The organism is Streptomyces cinnamoneus (genome assembly GCF_014650495.1).
Taxonomy (GTDB): Bacteria; Actinomycetota; Actinomycetes; order Streptomycetales; family Streptomycetaceae; genus Streptomyces; species Streptomyces cinnamoneus.
The window spans coordinates 122,582-138,355 of sequence record NZ_BMVB01000004.1 but is presented as its reverse complement, the minus strand read 5'-3'; the positions used below and the strand labels follow the sequence as shown (position 1 = coordinate 138,355).

Annotated in this window: 13 protein-coding genes; 3 read left to right on the top strand and 10 right to left on the bottom strand. The window is 70.9% G+C overall.

Features of this window, described 5'->3' with window-relative positions; all coding sequences use genetic code 11:
• Positions 1–113: 113 nt before the first annotated feature.
• The gene (gene arc / locus IE182_RS07605; protein ID WP_190108900.1) at positions 114–1,880 is read right to left on the bottom strand and encodes a proteasome ATPase; all 1,767 of its coding nucleotides are present in this window, start codon (positions 1,878–1,880) and stop codon (positions 114–116) included.
• Positions 1,881–2,121: 241 nt separating this feature from the next.
• Between arc and IE182_RS07600 the strand changes: the two genes are divergently transcribed.
• Entirely contained in the window at positions 2,122–2,418 is a 297-nt protein-coding gene (locus IE182_RS07600; RefSeq protein WP_190108899.1) for a ferredoxin, read from the top strand.
• A 4-nt stretch (positions 2,419–2,422) separates the two neighbouring features.
• Here IE182_RS07600 and IE182_RS07595 read toward each other — a convergent pair whose 3' ends face one another.
• The 3 genes from IE182_RS07595 to IE182_RS07585 all read right to left on the bottom strand — a co-directional run bounded on the left by IE182_RS07595 (position 2,423) and on the right by IE182_RS07585 (position 5,338).
• Positions 2,423–2,989, bottom strand: a complete 567-nt coding sequence (locus tag IE182_RS07595; RefSeq protein WP_190108898.1) for a hypothetical protein — start codon at positions 2,987–2,989, stop codon at positions 2,423–2,425.
• A gap of 171 nt (positions 2,990–3,160) precedes the next feature.
• A complete protein-coding gene (locus IE182_RS07590) occupies positions 3,161–4,048 on the bottom strand; it encodes a tRNA (adenine-N1)-methyltransferase (protein ID WP_190108897.1) in 888 nt (295 codons plus the stop codon).
• 45 nt (positions 4,049–4,093) lie between these two features.
• The gene (locus tag IE182_RS07585; protein ID WP_229844656.1) at positions 4,094–5,338 is read right to left on the bottom strand and encodes a site-2 protease family protein; all 1,245 of its coding nucleotides are present in this window, start codon (positions 5,336–5,338) and stop codon (positions 4,094–4,096) included.
• Positions 5,339–5,465: 127 nt separating this feature from the next.
• Here IE182_RS07585 and IE182_RS07580 point away from each other — a divergent pair, with 127 nt between their 5' ends.
• Complete coding sequence (locus IE182_RS07580; protein WP_373303516.1) at positions 5,466–6,440, top strand: RecB family exonuclease; 975 nt, start codon at positions 5,466–5,468, stop codon at positions 6,438–6,440.
• A gap of 15 nt (positions 6,441–6,455) precedes the next feature.
• A complete protein-coding gene (locus IE182_RS07575; RefSeq protein ID WP_087928839.1) occupies positions 6,456–7,127 on the top strand; it encodes a response regulator in 672 nt (223 codons plus the stop codon).
• Between the two features lie 80 nt (positions 7,128–7,207).
• Here the strand turns inward: IE182_RS07575 and IE182_RS07570 are convergent, their stop codons facing one another.
• The 6 genes from IE182_RS07570 to IE182_RS07545 form a co-directional block, all read right to left on the bottom strand.
• On the bottom strand, positions 7,208–8,806 hold the full coding sequence (locus IE182_RS07570) for an ABC transporter substrate-binding protein (RefSeq protein WP_190108895.1): 1,599 nt from the start codon (positions 8,804–8,806) through the stop codon (positions 7,208–7,210).
• A gap of 138 nt (positions 8,807–8,944) precedes the next feature.
• Positions 8,945–10,537, bottom strand: a complete 1,593-nt coding sequence (locus IE182_RS07565; protein ID WP_190108894.1) for an ABC transporter substrate-binding protein — start codon at positions 10,535–10,537, stop codon at positions 8,945–8,947.
• Between the two features lie 429 nt (positions 10,538–10,966).
• Complete coding sequence (locus tag IE182_RS07560) at positions 10,967–11,659, bottom strand: HAD family hydrolase (protein ID WP_190108893.1); 693 nt, start codon at positions 11,657–11,659, stop codon at positions 10,967–10,969.
• Positions 11,660–11,816: 157 nt separating this feature from the next.
• On the bottom strand, positions 11,817–12,866 hold the full coding sequence (locus IE182_RS07555) for a PAC2 family protein (RefSeq protein ID WP_190108892.1): 1,050 nt from the start codon (positions 12,864–12,866) through the stop codon (positions 11,817–11,819).
• 143 nt (positions 12,867–13,009) lie between these two features.
• Positions 13,010–14,047: a glycoside hydrolase family 18 protein gene (locus IE182_RS07550; protein ID WP_190108891.1), complete on the bottom strand. Its 1,038-nt coding sequence runs from the start codon at positions 14,045–14,047 to the stop codon at positions 13,010–13,012.
• Between the two features lie 117 nt (positions 14,048–14,164).
• Entirely contained in the window at positions 14,165–15,772 is a 1,608-nt protein-coding gene (locus tag IE182_RS07545) for a glycerol-3-phosphate dehydrogenase/oxidase (RefSeq protein ID WP_190108890.1), read from the bottom strand.
• Positions 15,773–15,774 lie beyond the last annotated feature (2 nt).

The window sequence follows — 15,774 nt, the reverse complement described above, 5'->3', positions numbered from 1 at the left end:
GTGCGCGTCCCACAGGTGGGGCAAAACGCGTCCGGCTGCGGACGCCCCGGTCTCCTCCGCCCCGTGAGCGGGAGGATGACAACAACAGGGACATCCGCAGCCGGACGGCGGTGTTACAGGTACTGGCCGGTATTGGCCACGGTGTCGATGGAGCGGCCGGTGTCCGCGCCCTGCTTCCCGGTGACCAGGGTGCGGATGAAGACGATCCGCTCGCCCTTCTTTCCGGAGATGCGGGCCCAGTCGTCCGGGTTGGTGGTGTTGGGCAGGTCCTCGTTCTCCTTGAACTCGTCGACGCAGGCGGCGAGCAGGTGGGAGACGCGCAGACCCTTCTGGTTGTGGTCGAGGAACGCCTTGATGGCCATCTTCTTGGCGCGGTCCACGATGTTCTGGATCATCGCACCGGAGTTGAAGTCCTTGAAGTAGAGGACTTCCTTGTCGCCGTTGGCGTACGTGACCTCCAGGAAGCGGTTCTCCTCGGACTCCGCGTACATCTGCTCGACGACGGACTGGATCATGCCGTCGACGGCGGCGCGGGCCGATCCGCCGTGCTCGGCGAGGTCGTCCGCGTGCAGCGGGAGGGTCTCGGTGAGGTACTTCGAGAAGATGTCCTTCGCGGCCTCGGCGTCCGGGCGCTCGATCTTGATCTTCACGTCGAGCCGGCCGGGGCGCAGGATGGCCGGGTCGATCATGTCCTCTCGGTTGGAGGCGCCGATGACGATGACGTTCTCCAGGCCCTCCACGCCGTCGATCTCGGAGAGCAGCTGGGGGACGATGGTGTTCTCCACGTCCGAGCTGACCCCGGAGCCACGGGTGCGGAAGAGGGAGTCCATCTCGTCGAAGAAGACGATCACGGGCGTGCCCTCGCTGGCCTTCTCCCGGGCGCGCTGGAAGATCAGCCGGATGTGCCGCTCGGTCTCGCCGACGTACTTGTTGAGCAGCTCGGGGCCCTTGATGTTGAGGAAGAAGCTCTTCCCCGCGGGCTTGCCGGTGACTTCGGCGACCTTCTTGGCAAGGGAGTTGGCCACGGCCTTGGCGATGAGCGTCTTGCCGCAGCCGGGCGGGCCGTAGAGCAGCACGCCCTTGGGCGGCCGCAGTTCGTGCTCCTTGAAGAGGTCGGGGTAGAGGTAGGGGAGCTCGACCGCGTCGCGGATCAGCTCGATCTGGTTGCCCAGGCCGCCGATCTTCGTGTAGTCGATGTCCGGGACCTCTTCGAGGACGAGCTCCTCGACCTCGCTCTTGGGGATGACCTCGTAGACGTAGCCGGAGCGGGATTCGAGCAGGAGGGCGTCGCCGGGGCGGATGGTGGTGTCCAGCAGCGGCTCGGCGAGCCTCACCACCCGCTCCTCGTCGGTGTGCCCAATGACCAGGGCGCGTTCGCCGTCCTCCAGGATCTCCTTGAGGGTGACGATGTCCCCGTGCCGCTCGTACGCCATGGCCTCGACCACGTTGAGCGCCTCGTTGAGCATGACCTCCTGGCCGGGCCGGAGGTCCTCGACCTCGACGCCGGGGCTGACGTTCACCCGGAGCTTGCGGCCCCCGGTGAAGATGTCGGCCGTGCCGTCCTCGTTCGCGTGCAGGAAGACACCGAAGCCGGCCGGCGGCTGGGCGAGCCGGTCCACTTCCTCCTTGAGGGCCACGATCTGGTCGCGGGCCTCGCGGAGGGTGTTCGCGAGCCGTTCGTTCTGAGCGGAGACGCCGGCCAGGTTCGTCTGGAGCTCGACGATGCGCTCTTCGAGAATCCTCGTGTGGCGCGGAGAGTCGGCGAGCTTGCGTCGCAGGACGGCGATCTCCTGCTCAAGATAGGCAACCTGGCCCGCGGGGTCGTCAGACCCTCGTCCCGGCCGGATGCCGCGGTTCATGTCGTCGTCGTGGGCTGCCACGGTCCTCACCTCCTCCAAGGGGAGCTGGACGCTTCCTGACCCTACCTGGGCCGGTGCAGGTTGAAACCCCTAGATCACAAACCCGGTCGGAGTGTGTCCGATCTTCACCCTTGCGCACGTCCTCACGTGAGGGGGATACCCACCCACCAACATCGGAAAGCGGGCGGTTGTATCGTCGACTCGGTCAACACCCGTCAGGGCTGGCTCCAATTGATTCACATACGTAGGGACGGCAGGCGAGATGACCGTGCAGGAAGACGGACTCGGTGAACTGGAAGTCTGGATCGACCAGGACCTGTGCACCGGCGACGGTATCTGCGCGCAGTACGCCCCCGAGGTCTTCGAGCTGGACATCGACGGTCTGGCGTACGTGAAGAGCGCCGATGACGAGCTGCTCCAGGACAAGGGTGCCACCACGCCGGTGCCGCTGCCGTTGCTGAACGACGTCCGGGACTCGGCGAACGAGTGCCCGGGCGACTGCATCCACGTCCGGCGCGTCTCGGACAAGGTCGAGGTCTACGGCCCCGACGCGGAGTGACGGCCTAGACACTCCCCGCGACCGGCTGGGCGGTCAGGACGAACTTCCCGTCCCGCCAGTGCCACTTGACCACGCGCCGCCGGTCCGGGCAGCAGCGCGGGACGCCGGGGCCGGAGTAGCCGAGCAGAGTGGCCGAAAGGGTCCCTCCGGCCGCCACCAGGCCGGTGACGCTCATCCGCTCGCGGGGGTCGACGAGGGTCGCCGCGACGCGCGGCGCACTCCCTCCGGCCGCCGGGTGGGCGAGGACGTAGACGCCGCTGGGCCTGGTGCCCGCCCCGGAGGGGCAGCGCACGACCACGGCCGTCTCGGCCCGCCCGTCGCCGTCGAGGTCCGCGGGGGCCTGCCCGACGACCTGGGCGCTCACCGCTCCGCAGTTCACGGGGTAGTGCGCGGCGTACGGGTCCGGGGCGGCGGTGGGGGCGGGGCGGCCGGCCGTGGCGGTGGCCGTGGCGTCGCCGGGGCCGGCGAGGACGGCGCCGCCGAGCACGGCGGCCAGCGCGGCGGCGGTGGCGAGCCAGTGGACCGGGCGGGGACGGGAGTGCGGGTGGGGCGCGGGTCCTGCTGGCTGCACGCTCGCTGACTCCTGTGAGAGACGCGGGGACGAGGATCTTCCGCATCGTGCCACACCGCCGCCCGCCGCGCAGCAGGGGGCCGGGCGCCCGCGTCGCCCAACGACCACGCGCCGCCGCCGAGTTCCGCGTGCTGCGGTACCCGGCGGCGGCGCGCTGAGGTGGTGCGGGCGTCAGCCCTTGTTGGGGCCCTCGTAGTCGTCGCCGTAGGCGCCCTTGGCGGGGCGGCGGCGGCGCATCGGGGGCTCCACGCCGTCGGCGAGACGGCGGGCGGTGACGAGGAAGCCGGTGTGGCCGATCATCCGGTGGTCCGGGCGGACGGCGAGGCCCTCCACGTGCCAGTTGCGGATCATGGACTCCCACGGCTGCGGCTCGGCGAAGCAGCCGATCTCACGGATCGACTCGACCGTCCGCGCGAGCTGGGTGGTGGTCGCCACGTAGCAGCAGAGGATGCCGCCGGGGACGAGCGCCTTGGAGACGGCCTCCAGGCACTCCCACGGGGCCAGCATGTCGAGGACGACCCGGTCGACGTCGGTGTCGGAGAGGTTGTCCTGCAGGTCGCCCACGGTCAGCTGCCAGGCGGGGTGCGGGCCGCCGAAGTAGCGCTCCACGTTCGCCTGCGCGATCTCGGCGAAGTCCGCGCGGCGCTCGTAGGAGTGCAGCATGCCCTGGTCGCCGATGGCGCGCAGCAGGAAGGCGCTGAGCGAGCCGGAGCCCACTCCCGCCTCGACGACGCGCGCGCCGGCGAAGATGTCGGCGAAGGCCAGGATCTGCCCCGCGTCCTTGGGGTAGACCACGGCGGCACCGCGGGGCATGGACAGGACGTAGTCGGGGAGCAGGGGGCGCAGCGCGAGGTAGGCGACGTTTCCCGTGGTACGGACAACACTGCCCTCGGGAGCACCGATCAGCTCGTCGTGCGGGAAGGAACCCTTGTGGGTGTGGAAGTTCTTCCCGGCTTCGAGCGTGAAGGTGTAGTGGCGTCCCTTGGGGTCGGTGAGCTGGACCTGGTCCCCGACCTGGAAGGGCCCGCGACGGCGGGCGGCACCGGTCGGTTCGGACATGTGACCAGCCTACCGGGCCTGCGGAGGGCCGGGCACCACGAGGCTTCAGGAGGAGGGCCGGGCCATGGCCGCGACGAAGGCCCGCTCGACGTCCGCGGCGGACAGCACGCCGTAGACCTCGCCGCTGTCCTCGACGACCAGGTACTCGGTGGCCGGGGTGGCGCGGAGGACCTCCAGGAGCTCCTCGCCGGCGAGCTCCGCGGGCACCCGCATGCCGTCCTTGAGGTCCTGGGCGAGGGTGCCGACGGCGACCCAGGGGCGGCGGTGCTCGGGCACGCCGACGATGGCCGCCTCGCGGACGAGCGCGGCGGGGTGGCCCTGGCCGTCGACGACGACCAGGGCGCGGGCGCCCGCCTCGTTGGCGCGGCGCAGGGCCTCGGAGAGCGGGGTGGCGGCCTCGACGGGGACGGCGCGCCGGGTCAGGGCGCGGGCGCGCAGGGCGGGCAGGTGCTCGCGCAGGCGGGCCATGCGCAGGCTGTTGCCGGCGCCGGTCCAGATGATCGCCGCGAGGATGGCGGCGAGGAGGGCGTCGGTGAGCATGTCGACGCCGCCGAAGTCCTCGGAGTCGCTGCCGCCGAGCCCGCCGCCGTGGGTGAGCAGCGGGAGGCCGACGAGGACGGAGACGGCGAGCGCGCGGCCGACCCAGGCGGCGGCGACGGTGCCGGTCATGGGCTTGCCGCTGATCTTCCAGACCACGGCCCGGAGCATCCGGCCGCCGTCCAGGGGCAGGCCGGGCAGCAGGTTGAAGACGGCGACCAGGAGGTTGGAGACCATCAGTCCGGCGAGCAGGACGCCGGGGACGGACTCGGGCTCGACGGCGAGCAGGCCGAGGTAGAAGGCGCCCGCCAGGAGCAGCGAGAGCAGGGGGCCGACGAAGGCCAGCACGAACTCGCGGCCGGGGGTCTCGCTCTCCTTCTCGATCTCCGAGACGCCGCCGAAGAACTGGAGCTGGATGCGGCGCACGGGAAGCTTGAAGCGCAGGGCGGCGACCGTGTGGGCGAGCTCGTGGACCAGGACGGAGGCGTAGAAGGCGACCGCGAAGAAGAGGGCGACCAGGTAGCGGGCGCGGCCGAGCTCGGGCAGGACGCGGTCGAGCTGGCCGCCGAAGACCCAGGTGATCAGGGCGGCGACCAGGAACCAGCTGGGGGCCACGTAGACGGGCACGCCGAAGGGCCGGCCCATGAGGATGCCGCCGCCGGCCTCCTTCGGACGCTGCGGCCGGCGGTCCCCGGGCCCGGCCGGTCGGCCTGCGCCCCCGCCGCCGGATTGGCCCTGCCCGCTGTTGTCCACGGTGTCCCCTCGTCGGATCCGTTCCCCCCGCACCCGCCTGGTGCGCTGTCACGATCATGCAGTGCGAGGAGGTCTACCGTCGATGGTATGTCGCCGACTGTCAGTGACGGGCCGTAGGGTCTGTGTCATGGATACCGCCACCGACCATTCCGCCGGGCAGGGCAGCGGGCCGGCCGGGGACCGCTCCGCCGCCCCGTCGGGCGCCGTGCCGCCGTCGTCGCTCTCGCCGTCCCGTGCGGCCGATTTCATGCGGTGCCCGTTGCTCTACCGCTTCCGGGTGATCGACCGGCTGCCGGAGAAGCCGAGCCCCGCCGCCACCCGGGGCACGGTGGTGCACGCGGTGCTGGAGCGGCTCTTCGACGCCCCGGCGGCCGAGCGCACGGCCCCCCGGGCGCGCGGGCTGCTGCCGGGCGAGTGGGAGAAGCTGCTGGCGGCCCGGCCGGAGCTGGCGGAGCTGTTCCAGGGGGAGGACGGCACGCACGACGCCCAGCGGCTGGCCGCGTGGCTGGCGGACGCGGAGCGGCTGGTCGACCGCTGGTTCGAGCTGGAGGACCCCACCCGGCTGGAGCCGGCCGAGCGGGAGCTCTTCGTGGAGACGGTCATCGAGGGGGCCGGGGCCACGGGGCTGAAGCTGCGGGGCATCGTCGACCGGCTCGACGTGGCGCCGTCGGGCGATCTGCGGATCGTGGACTACAAGACGGGCAAGGCCCCGGCCCCGCAGTACCGCGGGGACGCCCTGTTCCAGATGATGTTCTACGCGCTGGTGATCTGGCGGCTGCGCGGCCGGGTGCCGCGCCGGCTGCAGCTGGTGTACCTGGGCAGCGGCGACGTGCTGACGTACGACCCGGTCGAGGCCGAGCTGCTGGGGGTGGAGCGCAAGCTGCGCGCCCTGTGGGAGGCGATCTCGCTGGCCACGGAGACCGGCGACTGGCGGCCGCGGCCGACGAAGCTGTGCGGCTGGTGCGACCACCAGGCCGTCTGCCCCGAATTCGGCGGCACTCCCCCGCCGTACCCGCTGCCCCTGCCGGCGCAGCGCGAGGGCGGTGCGACCGGTCCGGATGCCCCGGGCGAAGCGGGTCAGGGCAGAATGGAGCCGGTCTAGCGAAGGAGTTCTCCTGTGGCGATCCGCGTCCTATTGGTCGACGACCAGCCGCTGCTGCGCACCGGCTTCCGCATGATCCTGGAGGCCGAGCAGGACCTGGCGGTCGTCGGGGAGGCCGGGGACGGTCTGCAGGCACTCGACCAGGTCCGCGCGCTGCAGCCCGATGTGGTGCTGATGGACATCCGCATGCCCCGCATGGACGGTGTGGAGGCGACCCGGCAGATCACCGGCCCGGAGCGGAACGGCCCGGCGAAGGTGCTGGTGCTGACGACGTTCGACCTCGACGAGTACGTGGTGGAGGCGCTGCGCGCGGGGGCCAGCGGGTTCCTGCTGAAGGACGCGCCCGCCCATGAGCTGGTCCAGGCGATCCGGGTGGTGGCGGGGGGCGAGGCCATGCTGGCGCCGAGCATCACGCGGCGGCTGCTGGACAAGTACGCCGGGCACCTGCCGTCGGGCGAGGAGCCGCTGCCGGACACGCTCCACACGCTGACCGACCGTGAGGTCGAGGTGCTGAAGCTGGTGGCCCGCGGCCTGTCGAACGCGGAGATCGCGGCGGATCTGTTCGTCAGCGAGACGACGGTCAAGACGCACGTGGGACACGTGCTGACGAAGCTGGGCCTGCGGGACCGGGTGCAGGCCGCGGTCTACGCGTACGAGAGCGGCCTGGTGCGTCCCGGCGCGCAGTGACGGCAGCCTTGTCACCACCACGAACGCCCCGGCGCGCTGCGCGCCGGGGCGTTCGTGGTGTGCGTGGTGTTCCCGCCGGGTCAGGACTCCTTGGCGGCCTTGCTGATCTCCCAGAAACGGAAGACGGTCGAGGCGTCGAGGGTCCACTGGAGACCGGAGATGCGGCTGTTGGCCACGGCGTACTGCTTGCCCTGCCACAGCGGCAGCAGGGGGACCTCGTCGGCGACGGTCTTCTGCAGCCGGATGAAGTCGCTGACGGTCGCCGGGCGGCTGCCCTGGGCGGCCGTGGCCGGAAGGATGCCGGCTATCTCCTTCGACTGGTAGTTGTTGGCGAGGACGTTGTCCTCACCGAAGAACGGCGCGGTGAAGTTGTCCGGGTCCGGGTAGTCGGGGATCCAGCCCTTGACGTAGATGCCGTACTTGCCGGCCTCGATGTCCTTCTCGTACTGCTCCAGCGGGACGCTCTGGACGTCCGCCTCGAAGAGGCCGCTGGCGTTGAGCTGCTTGGCGATCTCCTGGAACTCGGCCACGGTCGCCGGGCCGTAACGGACCGGGGTGGCCCACAGGGTGAGCTTGACCTTGCCGCTGATGCCGGCCGACTTCAGGGCGTCGGCGGCCTTGTCCGGGCGGGGCCGGTCGCCGTACATGTCGAAGAACGGCGTCTTGTGGCCGGTGATACCGCTGGGGACGACGGAGTACAGGGGCTCGGCGGTGCGCCGGTAGACGTCGCGGACGAGCGTGCTGCGGTCGATGAGGTAGGCGATGGCCTTGCGCACGCCGACCTTGCCGACCACCGGGTCCTTGACGTTGAAGACCAGGTGCTGGACCTCGGCACTGGTGCCCTCGACGACCCGGAGGCTGTCCTTGTCACCGACGCCGGCGGCCTCCAGGTCGGCGATGTCCTTCATGGCCAGACCACGGTAGGCGAGGTCGACGTCGCCCTTCTGGACGGCCGCCTTCAGCGCGTCCTGGCTGCCGTGGAAGAACTTCAGCGTCATGCCGCTGTTCTGCACGGTGGCCGGGCCCTGGTAGTCGCCGTTGACCTTGAAGACGGCCTTGTTCTTGTCGAGGGATTCCAGCTTGTAGACGCCGGAGCCGACGGCCTTGCCGTCGTTGCGGAGCTTGTCCGCGGGGTACTCGGTGTGGTCGACGATCGAGCCGGCGCCGGAGGCGATCTTCTGCGGGAAGGTCGCGTCCGGGCGCTTCAGCTGGAAGACGACGGTCGCCTTGTCCGGCGTCTTGATGCTCTGGATCGACGAGAGCAGCGACGCCGCGGGGCCGTTCCTGTCATTGATCTTCAGCGTGCGCCGGAAGGAGAAGGCGACGTCCTCGGAGGTGAGGGCGTTGCCGTTGGTGAACTTCACCCCGTCGCGCAGCTCGCACTGGTAGACCGTGCTGGTCTCGTTCTTGAACTTGCAGCTCTTGGCGACTTCCGGAACGGGCGTGGTGCTGCCCTTGGGGAAGCTCATCAGCGACTGGAAGACGTTGTTGAAGAGCAGCCAGGATCCCGGGTCGTAACCGGATGCCGGGTCGGTGGCGAGCACCTCTTCCGACATACCCATGACCACCGACTGCCCGGTGCCGGCCGCCTTGCCGTCTTCCGATCCGCACCCGCTGAGCAGGGCGGCGGCAAGCCCCGCGCCGAGCGGGGCGGCGAGCCACTGGTCACGTTTCCTCACGTGCGTGTTCCTCACACTTCTTTGTTCGCTGAAGAGACCGTCTGTAGCTGGAGAACTCGTTCTGTGGAGCTGGGTGAAGCTGGTGGAGCTGGTGGTGCGCCGGAGCGGGTGTGCTCCGGGTGGTGCCCGACGGAGGGGTCAGGCGCCGCGGCCGAGCTCCCACGGCTGCAGCTCGGAGGAGGCGTTGAGGGCCCACTCCGCACCGGTGATCTTGCTGCGGACCGCGACGTACTGCTTGCCCTGCCACAGCGGGAGCACCGGGACCTCGTCGGCGACGATCTCCTGGGCCTGCTGGAAGAACTTGGCGGCCCCCTCGCGCTGCGACGCCTGGCGCGACTGGGGAATCAGGTCCTCGATCTTGGAGTTCCGGTAGGCGGAACCGAGGAAGTTGTCCGGGCCGATGAACGGGGCGACGTAGTTGTCGGGGTCCGGGAAGTCGGGGAACCATCCCATGCCGTAGACGGCGTACTTGCCCTTGGCGGCCTCGGGGCGGAAGTCCGCCCACTTCACGCCCTGGATCTTGGCGTTGAACAGGCCGCTGGAGTTCAGCTGCTTCTGCAGCGTCTTGAACGCCTTCTCGGTGCCCTGACCGTAGTGGTCCGTGGTGTACGTGAGGGTGATCGGCACCGGCGCGGTGACGTTGGCGCCGCGCAGGATGGCGCGCGCCCTGTCGACGCTGGGCTCGCCGTACTTGTTGGCGAACGCGTTCTGGTGACCGGTGATGCCGGTGGGCACCAGGGAGTACAGCGGCTCGCTCGTCCGGTTGTAGTTGTCGCGCGTCAGGGCCTGACGGTCAATCAGCTGGGCCATGGCCTGGCGCACCGCCTTGGGCTTCACCGAGGACTCCTCGGTGTTGAAGGCGAGGTAGCTGATCTCCTGGCCGGGCGACTCGATCAGGCGGACGCCCCGGTCCGCGGAGGAGCGCAGCCGGTCGATCTGCTCCGGCAGGATGGCGCGGTTCATGATGTCGATGTCGCCGTCGGTGAGCGCCTTCTCCATCGACGTGGAGTCGTCGAAGAAGCGCATCTCGACCTTGTCGTTCAGCAGCTTCACCGAGCCCTTGTAGTCGGGGTTCTTGGTGAAGGTGGCCTTGACGACGCGGCCGTCCTTCTGCTCGGTCTTGAGCGTGTAGGGGCCGGAGCCGACGGTCTTGAAACCGTTGCCGAGCTTCTTCTCGTCGTAGGACTCGCTGTCGACGATGGCCGCGGCCGGGGTGGCGATCTTCTGCGGGAAGGTGGCGTCGGGCGACTTCAGATGGAAGACGACCTCGCGCCGGCTGGGGGTCTCCACCGTGTCGATGTTGCTGAGCAGGGAGACCGGGCCGTTCTCGAAGTTGATGGCCCGGGCGCGGTCGATGGAGAACTTGACGTCCTCGGCGGTGAGCGCATGACCGTTGGAGAACTTCAGGCCCTCGCGCAGGGTGCAGCGGAACTGCTCGCTGTTGCGGTCGCCGAACGAGCACTTCTCGGCGGCGTCGGCGACGGGCGCGGTGCCGGAGCGGGGCAGGCGCAGGAGCGTCTGGAAGGTGCTGTGGAGCACATTCCAGGCACCGATGTCGTACGCGGCGGCCGGGTCGAAGGGCGCGGGCGCATCGGTGGTCTGCTCGAACCGGTCGGTGGTCCCGACGACGATGGCCTTGGATCCGCCGGCCCCCTCGCTCCCGCCGCAGGCGACGAGCACGGGAGCCAGCAGACCTGCCACGGCGGGCAGGACCATCGTCTTGCGGTTCATTGTCTGGGGCTCTCCCTGTGGTGCGTTCGGCTGCCCGGACCCTACCGATACCTGATGTGCTGGTCATACAGGCAGCCGTGAAGTTCTCGCGAAAAGATTAGTGCGCGCGGCCACCGGCGCCGGAACGGGATGAAGTTGAGGCGATATCACGTGGTGATAACGGAAGGCGAATGTCCGATATCCGGACGCGGGAACGATTCCGACACCTGATCACCAATCGGGACACAAGGGTGGGCTTCGCGCCGTTCGGAGCCGCTTTTCGAGGTGCGCAAGCCGACGCGCGGGCGACGGAACCGGTGACGAACGTCACTTCATTGCCGACGGCCGGGCCCGGGGGAATTCAGCCGTCGTATTCGTCACGGAAAACAATCGCCCAAGCGCTGAGAGTTCTTGGTCATTCGCACTGCACGCTCGGTGCACATGCGGCGATCAGACCGTGATCAGGCCCCGGAGAAAAGAAAGATCGACTTCCTCCAGGGAACCGACGACCGTGCGGCCCGCGGCCGGAGGGATCGGCGCGAGGGAGGGCACGGCCACCACCCGGCAGCCCGCCGCCTCCGCGGCGGTCACGCCCGTCATGGTGTCCTCCACCACGGCACACCGCGCCGGATCCACGCCCAGCCGGGCGGCGGCCAGCAGGTACGGGTCGGGGTGGGGCTTGGTGCGCGCCAGCTCGTCGCCCGCCACGGTCAGGGTGAAGTGCTGGGGACCGAGGGTGTGCAGCACGCGGTCGATGATGCGCCGGTGCGAGGCCGAGACCAGCGCCGTGGGCACCGAGTGGGCGGCGAGCTCCGCCAGCAGCCGCCGGGCGCCCGGCATCAGCGGCACGCCCCGGACGATCAGCTCGGCGAAGCGGGTGTTCAGCAGGGCGCTCAGCTCGGCGAGGGCGATCTTCGCACCGGTGGCCTTGATCAGGAAGGCGGCGCTGCGCGTCATCGGGCCGCCGACCACGACCTCCCGCCACTCCTCCAGCAGCTGGTGGCCCAGCTCGGCGAAGACGGCGACCTCCACCTCCCACCAGAAACCCTCGGTGTCGACCAGGGTGCCGTCCATGTCGAGCAGGACGGCCTGCAGGGCCGGTGCCGCCGAACGGGTGTCGACAGCGGGGATGCTGCTGGTCATCCGCACACCTCCTGAGGGGACGAGAAGGCCGGTCCGCACACCCCTGTGACAGGTGGCGCGAACCGGCCTTCACCGGACCGACAAGTGTACGACCGACCGTTACGGTGCGTCGCGTCGATATTCCGCTGTCCGCGCCGGCGCGCGGGAGCGGCGGGGATCAGCCCTCGTCCTCCGGGCCGTCGTCCTCCTCCGGGCCCTTGCCCGCTCCCCCGTCCTCGTCACGCGCGGGCGGCCGCGGCGGCCGGGTGCGGCCGCTGGACGTGTCGCGCAGGTAGGAGGCGTCCTTGCCGCCCTCGGCCAGGCCCGGCTCCGCCGCCAGGCCGCCCGGCTGGCCCGGCTGCGCGGGCCCCGGCTGGCCGTCCCGGCGGCGCAGGTAGCGCTCGAACTCGCGGGCGATGGCCTCGCCGGACGCCTCCGGCAGGTCGGCGGTGTCCCGCGCCTCCTCCAGCGACTGCACGTACTCGGCGACCTCGCTGTCCTCGGCCGCCAGCTGGTCCACGCCCAGCTGCCAGGCCCGGGCGTCCTCGGGGAGCTCGCCCTGCGGGATGCGCAGGTCGATCAGGTCCTCCAGGCGGTTGAGCAGGGCCAGGGTGGCCTTCGGGTTGGGCGGCTGGGAGACGTAGTGGGGCACGGCGGCCCACAGGCTCACCGCCGGGACGCCGGCGTGGGTGCACGCCTCCTGGAGGATGCCGACGATGCCGGTGGGCCCCTCGTAGCGGGACTCCTCCAGGTCCAGGGTGCGGGCCAGGTCCGGGTCGGAGGTGACGCCGCTGACCGGAACGGGCCGGGTGTGCGGGGTGTCGCCGAGCAGCGAGCCCAGGATCACGACCATCTCCACGCCGAGCTCGTGGGCGAAGCCCAGGATCTCGTTGCAGAACGAGCGCCAGCGCATGCTCGGCTCGATGCCGCGCACCAGGACGAGGTCGCGGGGCGCCCCCTTGCCGCCGGCCCCGCCCGTGCGCACCACGGAAAGCCGGGTGGTCGGCCAGGTGATCTTCCGTACGCCGCCGTCCAGCCAGACCGTGGGCCGGTTGACCTGGAAGTCGTAGTAGTCCTCGGCGTCGAGCGCCGCGAAGACCTCGCCCTTCCACTCCCGGTCCAGGTGCGCGACCGCACTGGACGCGGCGTCACCGGCGTCGTTCCAGCCCTCGAAGGCACAGATCATGACCGGGTCGATCAGCTCGGGAACCCCCTCAAGCTCGATCACCCAGCGCCTCCTTCCGACCGGGGCGCACGGGTGGGCCCGTGGCACCGCCGGTTGCCGTTCCGTGCAGTTGCGGTTGTCTTGCGTGTGCCCCAAGCCTACGACTTCGACGACCCCCGTTCGCAGTCCCTGAGGGGGAGGGACTTTCAGCCACGCACGCCCCATCCGGCGCGGTAGGCACGCCAGTCGGCCTCGGTGGCCGCGAAGTCCACGTAGAGCGCCAGCCCGAACCGCTGCCGGTGCCGGTCCTCGCGGCTCAGCCCGAGGCGGCTGCCGCGCACGGCGGCCGCGGCCGTCTCGGCCCGGCTCTGGTGGCCCCAGTTGTCCGTGTGGTAGAAGGGCACGCCCATCAGCAGGTCCGTGCCCCGGGGGGTGGCCTGCAGGGCCAGGGCGGTCTGGCGGGCCACGTAGCCGCCGTAGAGGTTCTCCCACGGCAGGGCGGTGTCGTAGGACATGACGGCTATCTGGTCGGTGCGGCGGGCGACCTTGCCGAAGTAGTTCTGCGTCCACCACTTCTTGCTGCCCAGCATGCCCGAGGCGCTGTGCATCGAGGGCAGCGGGTCGATCTGCTGGGCGGCGACCGACAGCACGCCGCCGGCCGAACGCACCGCCGGGTGCAGACCGTCCAGGAGGGCGAGGAAGTCCTCGTCGCCGGTGGGCACCGGTTCGACGTCCAGGTGCACGCCCTCGAAGCCGGCCGCCATGACCTGACGGGCGCTGGCCACCACGGCCGCGCGGGCCTGCGCCGAGGCCAGCCGCAGCCCGCCGCCGCCCTCGCGGACCAGCTTGTCGCCCAGCCACGCCTGCACCCGTACGCCCGGCAGCTCGCGGTGCACGGAGTCGATCAGCCAGCGTACGTTGCGGTACGCGGAGGGGGGCAGCGTGCCGTTGTGCTCCAGCGGCCCGGCGTGCACGTACAGGTCGCGCATGCCGGTGTCGCCTATGCGCTGCTTCAGCCGGGCCAGGTCCGCCGCGCCGCGCCGGCCGTCCACCCAGGCGTGGCCGAGCCAGACCGCGTCCCGTCCGCGGGTGACGGCCTCGTCGGCGGGCGCCCCGGCGTACGCGGCCCGCAGCGCGCTGCCCGCCGCCACGACGGGCGTCAGCGCCACCAGGACCAGCGTCAGGGCGATGCGCACCACCAGGCGTTTGCGCGGCAGTCGGCGGCGGATGTTCGGCCGGTTCATGTCGTCCCCCTCTTTCCCTTCGAGGGACGAACACGGCAGCGCATTGGTTGCCTGCCGGAACGCGCGCGGGGGAGGGACGCCCGAGGCGTCCCTCCCCTGTGCGGACCTGCCGACGGATCAGCCGCGGTCGCTGAGCATGTCCTTGACGCGCGTGCGGACGTCCTCGTCGTCCAGGCCGCGGATGGTCAGGGTGGTGCGGCGGCGCAGCACGTCCTCGACCGTCTCGGCCCACTCGTGGTCACGGGCGTAGGCGACCTGGGCCCAGATCTCCGGGCCGTCGGGGTGGATCCGCTCGCCGAGCTCGGGGTTCTCGTTGACCATGCGGGCGATGTCGAAGGACAGCGAGCCGTAGTGCGTGGCCAGGTGACGCGCGGTCAGCGGGTCCATGCGGCTGCCCGGCTCGCGGTCGACGAGCAGGCGGTGGGCGACCGCGTTGGGGTTGGCGACGCCGGGCAGCGGGGTGCGGCGGACCAGGCTGGAGACGGGCTCCATGTCCTCGGTCAGCGGGCTGCCGGGCACCTGGGCCAGCTTCTTCATGACCGTACGGCCGATGTGGCGGTAGGTGGTCCACTTGCCGCCGGCGACGGAGAGCATGCCGCCCTTGCCCTCGGAGACGACGGTCTCGCGCTTGGCCTGGGCCACGTCGCCCGGGCCGCCGGGCAGCACGCGCAGGCCGGCGAAGGCGTACGTCATCAGGTCGCGGTCGAGGTCCGCGTCCTGGATGGAGAAGGCCGCCTCGTCGAGGATCTGCTGGATGTCCTCCTCGGTGGCGCGCACGTCCGCCGGGTCACCCTCGTACTGGGTGTCGGTGGTGCCCAGCAGCAGCTGGTCCTCCCAGGGCAGGGCGAAGGTGATGCGGTACTTGTCGATCGGGGTGGCCATGGCGGCCTTCCACGGCGACTTGCGCTTCATCACGATGTGCGCGCCCTTGGAGAGGCGGATCGACGGCGCGGCGCCCTTGTCTTCCAGCTTCCGCAGGTGGTCCACCCACGGGCCGGTGGCGTTGAGGACGACGCGCGCGTCGATGCCGAACTCGGTGCCGTCGATGCGGTCCTTCAGCTCCGCGCCGGACACCTTGCCGCGCGTGAAGCGCAGGCCGGTGACCTCGGCGTGGTTGAGCACGACGGCGCCGGACTCGACCGCCGCGCGGACCGTCATGACGGCCACGCGGGAGTCGTTCATCTGGTGGTCGTAGTAGACCGCCACGGCCTTGAGGTTGTCCGTGCGCAGGCCGGGGTTGTCGGCCTTGGCCTTGGCCGGGGAGATCACCTTGCCGACGCCGTCGCCGAAGGCGGACAGCGCCGAGTAGGCGAACACACCGGCGCCGAGCTTGGCCGCGCCCACCGGGCCGCCCTTGTAGACGGGCAGGTAGAAGGTGAGCGGGTTGACCAGGTGCGGGGCCACGTCCTTGGCCAGCACCCGGCGCTCGTGGTGGTTCTCCGCGACCAGCTTGACCGCGCCGGTCTGCAGGTAGCGCAGACCGCCGTGGACGAGCTTGGAGGAGGCGGAGGAGGTGGCGCCGGCGAAGTCGCCGGCGTCCACCATGGCGACCCGCAGTCCGGACTGCGCGGCGTGCCAGGCCACCGAAGTGCCCAGGATGCCGCCGCCGATCACCAGGAGGTCGTACGTCGCCTTGGACAGCCGTTCCCGGGTCTCCGCGCGGCCCGGGTTGGTACCGGCAGCCGGGTGCGTTCCCAGGGTCGGAACGCTCTGCGGGGTTGTCATGA

Coding starts and splice junctions, on each gene's coding strand:
- IE182_RS07560 (WP_190108893.1), bottom strand. CDS start 11,659: ATGACCAGCAGCATCCCCGCTGTCGACACCCGTTCGGCGGCACCGGCC.
- IE182_RS07565 (WP_190108894.1), bottom strand. CDS start 10,537: ATGAACCGCAAGACGATGGTCCTGCCCGCCGTGGCAGGTCTGCTGGCT.
- IE182_RS07580 (WP_373303516.1), top strand. CDS start 5,466: ATGGATACCGCCACCGACCATTCCGCCGGGCAGGGCAGCGGGCCGGCC.
- IE182_RS07590 (WP_190108897.1), bottom strand. CDS start 4,048: ATGTCCGAACCGACCGGTGCCGCCCGCCGTCGCGGGCCCTTCCAGGTC.
- IE182_RS07600 (WP_190108899.1), top strand. CDS start 2,122: ATGACCGTGCAGGAAGACGGACTCGGTGAACTGGAAGTCTGGATCGAC.
- IE182_RS07550 (WP_190108891.1), bottom strand. CDS start 14,047: ATGAACCGGCCGAACATCCGCCGCCGACTGCCGCGCAAACGCCTGGTG.
- IE182_RS07545 (WP_190108890.1), bottom strand. CDS start 15,772: ATGACAACCCCGCAGAGCGTTCCGACCCTGGGAACGCACCCGGCTGCC.